The sequence below is a fragment of the Streptococcus oralis genome, assembly GCF_001578705.1.
GTDB lineage: Bacteria > Bacillota > Bacilli > Lactobacillales > Streptococcaceae > Streptococcus > Streptococcus oralis_J.
On record NZ_KQ969039.1, the window covers coordinates 44,293 to 53,469 of the forward strand.

Here is a 9,177-nt window from a genome sequence, read left to right on the forward strand (position 1 = left end):
AAGGTCTGGATGGGCAATCAAGTTCAAAATCTCTTGAGTCGGTTGTTCCACAGCTCTTTTTAAACCGGAAAATTCTGACGTATCAATGACAGCAGCAGGACTATGCTCATCAACCAACTCCTGAAAGCGTAACATCAGCCGATCCCACTCATTATATAAACCATTGGCTAAATCACGGTAACTAAATAATAAAGGCAGGTTATAATTACTCAGCTCTGCATTAATCGCATCTTTGGTGGCAGAACGAAAACTTTCCGTGCCAATCAACTCTCGAGTACCTTGAAGCGCTGCTAAAATCTTATCTTCAAATCCACTTTTTGAACGATAAAGTCCCTCGCGCGCTATCAATAATTCAGAATACTTATATTTCATTGGCTAGCCTCCATTTGATAATTGTGAAAAGTATAAGAATCCAGATCCTTTGCAAGTAGTTGGCGACGTAGGTTTAAGACATGTTGTTCCTGAATATCATTCTTCTCTAGCCCCCTAAAAAGGACGGATGCAATCATGTCATCGGATATAACTAAGGTTTCTTGATTTGGAATCAAACCTTTTGGCCAAAAATATCCTGTGTAATCTAGATAAAATTTGTTTTCAATTGATACCCGTTGCCCTGTAATTAATACATAGATAGGCATTTCTTCAATAAAATCCTCAAGAGCATCTTTGGGTAACTTTTCTCTATTTATTTGAATAACACTACCTAATGGCAGAATTTCTGTATAAATTTTATCAATTAATCCAAGTAAACGCACAAACTCAGATGTGGAAAAAAGCTGAGTTTCTCCAAGACGAGTGATAATAACCTCTCCCTTATTGAAGCGAAAATCAATACTCGCTCCAATTGTTGGATTGTACTCATAACTCATATCACTCTGAGACAAATTTAAAACTAATGTTCTAAATAAATCCGGTCTATAAATAATAGCTTTGGCGATTTGATCGATGAGTGAATTTGGCTTAAAACCAAGATAGGACTCTGTAAAATACTGCGCCCATAACATCTCTTGTGAAATCATCTTATCCTCCTCTAAAACCTGCAGCCCCAGCAGCATCATCAGACACTTTATTCGCTACAGCCCTAGACATGTTTCGTGTCTGATCTATTGAATTGCTTTTAAATGTTTTTATCGAACTGTTTAACTCATCTATCATCGTATTAATTTTAAGGAAAGGTTGTAAGTCATTCTCGCTCAAGGTAGGTTTTGAAAGATCGGACAAAGCATCAATTGATGAAGAATATGAAACAACATCAACAGACCAAATATTATAATCTAATTTTATTTCTCCCATAACTCTCCCCCTTAATCTTCATTTTGACTTTGAAGATAAATATAAGTATTTAGTGATTGGCTAGCGTAATTCATACCAATTGCTAAATTAGAAGCTTCAGCCGTATAGGTTGAGATTTTTTGGTCAATCAAATCAATATTATTCTGGGTATTCTCCAACCATTGGGAAATCGATCCTTTTAGCGTCTCTATTTTATTATTAAAGTCATCTCTTCTATTTCCAGCAAAATTAGAAGTAGCTTTTGCCTTTATCAAATCGTATTGAGACAATTGTTCTGAAATTGCGCTTTTCTTACTCTGTATTTTACTCTTATTCTGTTTTAGAATACTTATTTTATTTAATATATCTGCTCTTTCACTAGACATTGTTGAAATCTGTTGTCGTAAAGAGTAAATCTCATAACTGTAATCACGAGACATAGCTATATCTCCTTTGTTTTTTATCAACTTATGTTAAAGATTCTATCCATTATCTGTAACCAATCGTAAACGATAACCTATTCTACCCACAAAAAAGTTTGTCTCATCCTCTGCTACAACTGGCTCACTGAAGCTCGTTTGTACTTTTGAAATATTTTGATCTTTGAACCTTGTTCCAACACATCCAGCAGGAACATTGCTCTTTAAGACCTTGTCAACATCTAAGTAGCCTACACTAATAGCTTGTTGTTCTCCCATAAATACAAAATGAATGTGAACTTTTCCGCTATTTCTAACAATCTTTTTAAATGCATCCTCGGTTACTTTCATATTTAATAAAGTCCCCAACATATGCGCTTCTGGGATAAATACGTACATCATTGAAGCCTCTTTACCATTGTGACGGCTTTCAATTTCTCCTTGAATATCGTTAAAGAAACTAGGTATATTATCTCTATCAATAATTTTATCAAATACTTCTGTTTTTTTGTAACTATTGTTGGTATTTAATAATATTTTTTCAATATTTACTAATTTGTTCAGACCTGGTATCAAACTATTTTCACAATATTCCAGTTGTTGCGGAGTATCATATAAGAATTCAAAATACCCATCTCTATCAGGAACAAACCCTTGAGGATCCGTAGTTTCTTTATCAAACCCTATCGGTAATTCACCCCTTGACCACATCTCAATTACTTTAGGATGATTACTAAAGTGTGTAAGCGTCACTTCATTTGGCAACATTGGGATTGGTTCTGGGCAAACTCCTGTCCAGCTTCTTGCAATCAACTTGACTTCTTCTTCCAAGTTATACAGGCGCTCAATGTCCCCTTCTCCACTTATTGGGAGATAAACCTGAATGGCATAAGGGATATCTTCTTTCAACTGGGCACGACCAAAAATTTCTTGTTGAATTAAAGCATCGCGTCCGATAATTTCCTTAGAAGCTCCTTCATCAACCAGGTAAAAGGCCAAGCGCGAGGTGATATTACTTGACATACTGATTTTAAGGCTATTTGAACGAAGTGCTGTCAAAATCACATAGCATCCAAGACTCGCTCCCTCACGTAGGAGGCGGTTAATCATACTTTCAATGGCTTCTTCTAGTGGTGTGTCTTTTATAGTATCAAAGCCGTCAAAAATAGTAAGGATAGCAGGGAGTTTCTCACCTGATTTTTGTTCGTATTGGGAAAGACTTGCTACATTATAGAGGGCAAACTTCTCCTTGCGAATCTTCAACTCTTGGTCAATACGTTTTAAAAACTTAAGCAGTTTTTCTTCTTCATCAAACCTTGTCAAATCAACTACATGAGGTAAATCTTTTAGTGGCAAGAGGCCGTTTGTCCCAAAGTCAAATAAATTGATTTGTACTTGCTCTGGAGTATTCAAACGAGCGAGATTCAGCACTAGAGTTTGAAGAGCTAGGGATTTCCCAAAACCAGGTGAACCATAGAAAACTGTATGTCCCATTTTTTCCAAATCAAAATGATAATCCTTCTGACGTTGCTCTGTCGGAATATCCATTCGAGCAAAGGGAACGGCCAATACTTTTTCGTCGGTCCAGTGAATATCTGTTTGAGGGGATATGATGGCTGTCTCTAGTGGTTCTAACCACGGTTTATCTGGCAGGTTGAGAGGTACAGTCTTGCTCACTCTTGCTATATAGTTTACAACAGCTGAGAGTTCCGTGATTTCTTCCGTCTGATCAGCAGTATAATTTTCATCCTTAGATAGGTCATCAGATAGCAATTCATATTGTCCTAGGTCATTTATCAACCAGATTCGTTCATCAACAACTTCTTGAACTCCCTCTGTTTGCGGGGCATAATGTGCACCACTCCAAGCAGACTGGAACAACTCATAGATTTCGTTATTTCCTACTTGTAAGTAGGCACGCCCTGGTTCAGTAATACTCGCTGCATCTGGTGTTTTGATAATTTCATTTGAATCAGACTCATCTGACACTTTCAAAGCTAGTTTGAAACGAGAGTTTGACCATATTTGATCATTCACGACACCTGATGGCTTTTGTGTAGCAAGAATTAGATGGACCCCAAGCGAACGTCCGATACGGGCTGTCGAAACCAGCTCTGTCATAAATTCTGGTTCATGTTCTTTCAATTCAGCAAACTCATCACTAATCAGGAACAGATGAGGTAATGGTTTGTCTGGATAGCCTGATTTGTCAGTAGATTTTTGCCCTTCCTTATATAATTTAGTGTATCCATTAATATGGTTGACACCAAATTGATTAAATAGTCGTTGGCGTTTTTGTAACTCTGCTTTGATAGAAGCTAAGGCACGCGCACTAGCCGCGCCATCTAAGTTAGTAATAGACCCAAGCATATGTGGTAGATCTTTAAAAAGATTCGCCATCCCACCACCCTTGAAGTCAATCGTAAGAAATCCAACATCCTCTGGACTAAAATTTACAGCCATGGATAATATATACGACTGAAGAATCTCCGATTTACCTGAACCAGTAGTTCCTGCTACAAGACCATGCGGTCCATGTGCACGTTCATGTAAGTTGAGTTCCACCTGGTCATCTTTCCCACGCAATCCTAATGGCACTGCTAACGTTTTAAAAGTATCCGCTTTGGACCATCTAGTAGCAACCTGTAACTCTTCAACTTCTCTGACTTGATAGAGTTCCAAAAAAGTAACGGATTTTGGAATCGTATTCTTCTCTACTTCCATATGTTTTAGATTTGCTAAAGTACGGATAGAATCTTCATAGCAATCCAACAGCGGGTAGGGAATAAAGGTTTGTGCACTATAGGATCCTTCATCATTAATGATTTGACCTAGATTTTGATTCTTATATTCAATCAGAGTTGTGATAGTTTCTGGCAAAAGACGACGCGCCTCTTTCACCCAAATAACAGTCACACCTAACTCTGTCAAATCCTTGGCTAGATACTCATTCAAACTATGGCCAAGTAAATGGGAGTCATCCATAATCGTTAAGACATAATGAGGTTTAAAGCGCGCATCTTTTTCCCCCATTTCACGTTTGATTTGAGAACGTTTTTGAATGATACGATAAAACGAATTTAGAACAGCATCACGACTTCTGGCATCATGGACAAAACCACGAATATTTCGCTCCTGCATATTAAAATGTGGGAGAAAGCGCCACTCAGACCAATCCTTCTCATATCTCAGTTCTTGAACAAGATTGATAAAATTAACATCTAAGTAGCTATGGAACATTGCCATCTGTAAGAGCATATTATACACAGCTGTCCTAGTTACTTCACTGTTTCCAACAAGACCAACTGTCGCTTCAAAGATATTAACAGTAATTGGAACCTTCTTTTGCAAACTGTAGTCTTGCAAGACTGTTCGAGCAAACTGCGATATTTCATCTTTACTTTGCTCATCAAAATTTGTTTGCAACTCTAGCTGACTTAACTTATCTCCTAATCCTAAGGACACCTGTAAGAAATCTTCATTATAGTCCATCCGCTCATAAATTCTAGAATCATAATCTGCAATCAGTTCAGTAATGGTCGATATTGACGGTTGATTGTAATGTAAAATCTTAGTTTCTTCTTTGTAGTATCTTTCTAAGTCGGATACTTGTTTTAATAAATATGCTTCGTAGTCTTGAATACGATTTTTTTCCTGCTCTTTGGTATCCTTTCTCTCCTCAAAATACTGACTCATAGTTGTCGCTGCAGTCAGGAGACTAAAACCACCCATCCCTAGCATCATTACAGGATTCCCTTTCGTCCAAATTGAACTAAATGCAGTTAAAGTAAACATCCCTAAAGCTGGAACAATTGCTCGAATGAGCGAGTTTTTAGGTGGTTTTATCGGCTGTGGAGGTTGATTGATAATGATTTTCCCACTATGGATAATCGGGTTAACTCTTGGACTCCTTCTATACTCTGGAAAATCCAACGGATATTCATTATTTTTTTCTTGTATCAGAATTTGACTCTTATTCAATTGTGGTTCTTCAAAAAGACATCCAATCTTCCACTGGTTCTTTCTTTTTTCTATAAAATAGTTAGAAACCTTCATTCGGTTTCCCACTTCAAACGGATAAAGCCCTTCCTCTTTGATAAGACGGTTATTTAGATAAACCGGAGATTCCCCAAGTGTAACCTGTACTTGATTATTTGAGAAAAAAAGTTGGTTTGAAATTGACCAACTAATGTCAGCTGATTCTTTCTTGCTACAAATAAATCGTTGTGGCGGAAAAATATAAGTGACAAAAATATCCTCTTCAGGAACCAATAAGGTTACAGTTTCTTTATCAAAGGTAGATTTTCCTCTTTCTAATTCCTTACCGTTTCGATAGACTCTTCTGCCTTCTACTGTATACTCGTTAGTACCTACTCTTACCTCTTGTCCTTCAAACAAATCAATTTTTTCCAATTTTTCTTGTTCAATCAACAAGGTATAAATAGGTTTATGAAGTTCTCCTAATTGGTCTCCCAGTTGATGATCATATTCTAGCTTTTTTGCCTTCATTTATCGCTCACTCTTTTCTTTTGTTTGGTTGTCCTTAGGAGTTGTTGTCTCAGTAGATGCTTTTGTGTCACTACTATTTGTAGTCGCTTCTCCAATCTCAGCAGAAAGTTCTTTTATTTTCTTTTCATATTCTTCAAGTTTCTTTTGTTTTTCAGAACCGTTCATATTGATATCTGCTTTAACTGATTCATATAGATTTGTATAAGCGTGTAAAATCAATTGTGTGTCCCCGATATTTTGTGCCACATCTAGAGCTTTTTCAAATTTTCCACGTCCAAGATAAATCCAATAATAGAAAATTGTATCATCTGTTGATTCTGTAATCGTATTTAAAATAACTTCCTTTTGCTTATCGCTCAAACTATCTAAACGGACATAGCTTGCTGCTAAGATATACTTAGCTTCTTTTGGCAATGATTCTGCACCATAATTTTTTAATGATTCAACTGTTTCAGAATAGTCTTTTCGCATGAAATTTGATTGGGCCATAATGACTGATGATTTTAGGGGGCCGTCTTTAAACATAGACTTATAAGTGGCAAAACTTAAAATCACTGTGGTTGTAGCAAGCAAGGCTCCCCCTATTAACAAAGCCTTCCATTTTTTCTTGTTCACCAACAAATTAGCTTTTGAACTCTCTTCTGATAATTTTGCATACTTTTCTGCAATATATTTATTAACATCAGCTACACTCCCTAAGGGAATAATATCCTGTGCTACCTTTTCCTTTATTGCATCAATCCCATGGATGACTAAGTCAAAATCTACCTTAGGTAGTAAAATAGAAATCATTAAAGCTTTATAAGACTCTAAATAGAATTCCGAACTATACTGCTGTGGTGCAAGTAATTTTTCGATTCCATAATGTAACATTTGTACATTACTGCCAAAAACAATGATGTTCTCAGGATGGATATATGGAATTTTATAATCATTTTCAGAATGAACTAATGCCGACATGTTTTGTGCCAAACTAAAACGCTCAAGCTCCGTACTTCTATTTAAAATTTCTTCCTTAACTGTTTTAAAATACTCGGGAATAATATAATTCAAAGAAAGAACTCCATCTTTTTGAACTATTTCTACTGGACAGTATTCTTTAATCAATTCAAGTTGTTCTCTATGATAACCTGATGAAGAAATTTGAACTGATATTTGGTTGTCTTCTCTCACAAATTGTAGTTGATCTGCTTCAAACATTTTTTTCTCCTATGATACATCTTCAATCTCTATATAATCCCCATCACTAACTGGATAAGCAGCCAAGATGTCCGTTGTCTCGATATGAATTTGTTTATTTCTAACTTTGAAACAAAACGAACTATTTAGAGGTAAATTCAACTGTTCTCTAACTTTGGTATCTTTTAATAATTCCTCTAATCTTAACCAAGTAAGAGCTTTTGAAACTCGAATATCTATTTGTTTTGCTCTATACTCTAGAGTTAGCTTTATTTTTCCGTAATCCATGCCATTTCCTTCCTAGATAGACTCCCAACAAAACCATAAACAGCAAGAAAACACTTGTAAATACACTTCCCATCCAATCCTTAAAAATTGAATAGTCACTTTGTTTAAAAGAGGGTTTCTCCTCTACAGTGTATTGATTAAACAATGATGTTTTAACGACAGTAGTTTCTAAACGATAAATAGAATGTTTTTCACTATCGGTAAATATAGTCTGCTCTGCCCCCTGTAAAAGTTCTTTTGTTGTTTGAGTTCTCTGGTCCACAACCTTTTGGGTACGATTTAAAAATAAATTTGGAGCATATTTGGATTCTATCCTATTTTTGACCGTGTCCTGTGTACTATTTGTAATGATATCTGTATCAAGTTTTAAGCTACCATCGTCTGCATAAACTAGCACAGGAAATACGATACAAAGAATTAATAGATATTTTTTAATTTTCTTCATCATGGTATAAAAATAAGCGTCAAGTTTCCCTGACGCTCCTCAAAATCAACTACAAACCAAAGCTTTGTGCATCTTGTTGGTCACGTTCAGCTACTGTTTGAGCATAGTTGTTCAATTGTTGGTTGATGCTCACTAGAAGCTCCTCGAATTTTTGAACATGTGTATACAACTGGTTGTATTGCTCAAGGTAAGCATTAAATGCTTGTCCTTTCCATTGTGATGCCATTTCTCCATTTGTTCGATTAACGGTTTGTACTGCTTGTTCAATTTGATCTTTAGCACTAAGATAAATTGCCGCCTGAGATTGTAACTGTTCTGGAGTTAAACTAATTGCTGACATAAGGATTCTCCTTTTAAATTTTTTCCTACTTTAGTTTATCATATATTTTAGTGTCTGTCTATCAGTTACACACTCGTAATACAAATTTGTACAAAAAAAGTATCTGCAAAAACATTTAGATAGAAAGAAACCTGTATTCAAAGTTTTCATACGCCCTAAAATGTCAAATCAAGTGCACATTTTCCTCATAGAAAACTTCATATTCTCATTTCATAGTATGTTGAATTAAAGTATCAATTATGATTTTCTTATTACTATAAGAAGAAACTAAAATAATTCTGGTATATTTTATCTGAATCATGTGTAATTGCGGCCTGTTTTTCAGTATATAATTACTTCTTTAAGATAAGAATATTCTATGGCCAAATTTTGTCTAATTAATTTAGAAATCATTAACAAGGGGGATATTATGGCTGAAAGAATAATACATCAAGCTGATCTTCGAGCTATCGAGAACAACTTGCGCTCTATCCATGAAGGATTGCGAACAATTGGTTTTCATACTTAAGTTTTGTCCCAGCTTTATCCTTTTGATATTCCTTTTGAAGCTCATGAAGTTCTAGTCTCTCATGATTGTAAATACAGTATTGAAATTTGTTTTTTGCAAACATAATAATCCTTTCTAGTTATCAACAATTAAATCTTGTTTAAAAAATCTGAAATGTGTAGTTATCTAAAACCAACATCTAATTTTCTTAAACAACACAAAAACGCTCTAGACAATA

8 protein-coding genes and 1 pseudogene are annotated in these 9,177 nt (G+C 35.5%); all 9 read right to left on the reverse strand.

The annotated features are described in order from the left end of the window. Positions 1-372: pseudogene (locus tag SORDD05_RS10160) on the reverse strand (hypothetical protein); the annotation flags it as partial. Next, positions 369-1,019, reverse strand: coding sequence for a DUF4176 domain-containing protein (locus SORDD05_RS08295; RefSeq protein WP_038804226.1), 651 nt, complete (start codon positions 1,017-1,019; stop codon positions 369-371). The pseudogene SORDD05_RS10160 and the gene SORDD05_RS08295, both read right to left, overlap by 4 nt. Before the next feature lies 1 nt (position 1,020). Next, positions 1,021-1,293: a hypothetical protein gene (locus tag SORDD05_RS08300; RefSeq protein ID WP_038804227.1), complete on the reverse strand. Its 273-nt coding sequence runs from the start codon at positions 1,291-1,293 to the stop codon at positions 1,021-1,023. Between the two features lie 11 nt (positions 1,294-1,304). After that, on the reverse strand, positions 1,305-1,712 hold the full coding sequence (locus SORDD05_RS08305) for a YwqH-like family protein (protein ID WP_038804228.1): 408 nt from the start codon (positions 1,710-1,712) through the stop codon (positions 1,305-1,307). Between the two features lie 42 nt (positions 1,713-1,754). Further along, on the reverse strand, positions 1,755-6,200 hold the full coding sequence (essC, locus tag SORDD05_RS08310) for a type VII secretion protein EssC (protein WP_038804229.1): 4,446 nt from the start codon (positions 6,198-6,200) through the stop codon (positions 1,755-1,757). Further along, the gene (essB, locus tag SORDD05_RS08315; protein ID WP_000460976.1) at positions 6,201-7,400 is read right to left on the reverse strand and encodes a type VII secretion protein EssB; all 1,200 of its coding nucleotides are present in this window, start codon (positions 7,398-7,400) and stop codon (positions 6,201-6,203) included. It lies immediately after the preceding gene. A 9-nt stretch (positions 7,401-7,409) separates the two neighbouring features. Next, positions 7,410-7,667 (reverse strand): hypothetical protein, encoded by a 258-nt coding sequence (locus tag SORDD05_RS08320; RefSeq protein ID WP_009013811.1) that lies wholly within the window; start codon positions 7,665-7,667, stop codon positions 7,410-7,412. Further along, positions 7,630-8,115, reverse strand: a complete 486-nt coding sequence (locus SORDD05_RS08325) for a hypothetical protein (RefSeq protein WP_061418926.1) — start codon at positions 8,113-8,115, stop codon at positions 7,630-7,632. The genes SORDD05_RS08320 and SORDD05_RS08325 overlap by 38 nt, the downstream gene beginning before the upstream one ends. Before the next feature lie 46 nt (positions 8,116-8,161). Continuing rightward, positions 8,162-8,452 carry a WXG100 family type VII secretion target gene (locus tag SORDD05_RS08330; RefSeq protein WP_038804232.1) on the reverse strand — a complete coding sequence of 97 codons (291 nt, stop codon included), beginning with the start codon at positions 8,450-8,452 and terminating at the stop codon, positions 8,162-8,164. Positions 8,453-9,177: the final 725 nt, after the last annotated feature.

Bases quoted from the DNA above. Each gene is read 5' to 3' on its own strand.
- SORDD05_RS08295 (WP_038804226.1), bottom strand. From the start codon at position 1,019: ATGATTTCACAAGAGATGTTATGGGCGCAGTATTTTACAGAGTCCTAT.
- SORDD05_RS08300 (WP_038804227.1), bottom strand. From the start codon at position 1,293: ATGGGAGAAATAAAATTAGATTATAATATTTGGTCTGTTGATGTTGTT.
- SORDD05_RS08305 (WP_038804228.1), bottom strand. From the start codon at position 1,712: ATGTCTCGTGATTACAGTTATGAGATTTACTCTTTACGACAACAGATT.
- essC (WP_038804229.1), bottom strand. From the start codon at position 6,200: ATGAAGGCAAAAAAGCTAGAATATGATCATCAACTGGGAGACCAATTA.
- essB (WP_000460976.1), bottom strand. From the start codon at position 7,400: ATGTTTGAAGCAGATCAACTACAATTTGTGAGAGAAGACAACCAAATA.
- SORDD05_RS08320 (WP_009013811.1), bottom strand. From the start codon at position 7,667: ATGGATTACGGAAAAATAAAGCTAACTCTAGAGTATAGAGCAAAACAA.
- SORDD05_RS08325 (WP_061418926.1), bottom strand. From the start codon at position 8,115: ATGATGAAGAAAATTAAAAAATATCTATTAATTCTTTGTATCGTATTT.
- SORDD05_RS08330 (WP_038804232.1), bottom strand. From the start codon at position 8,452: ATGTCAGCAATTAGTTTAACTCCAGAACAGTTACAATCTCAGGCGGCA.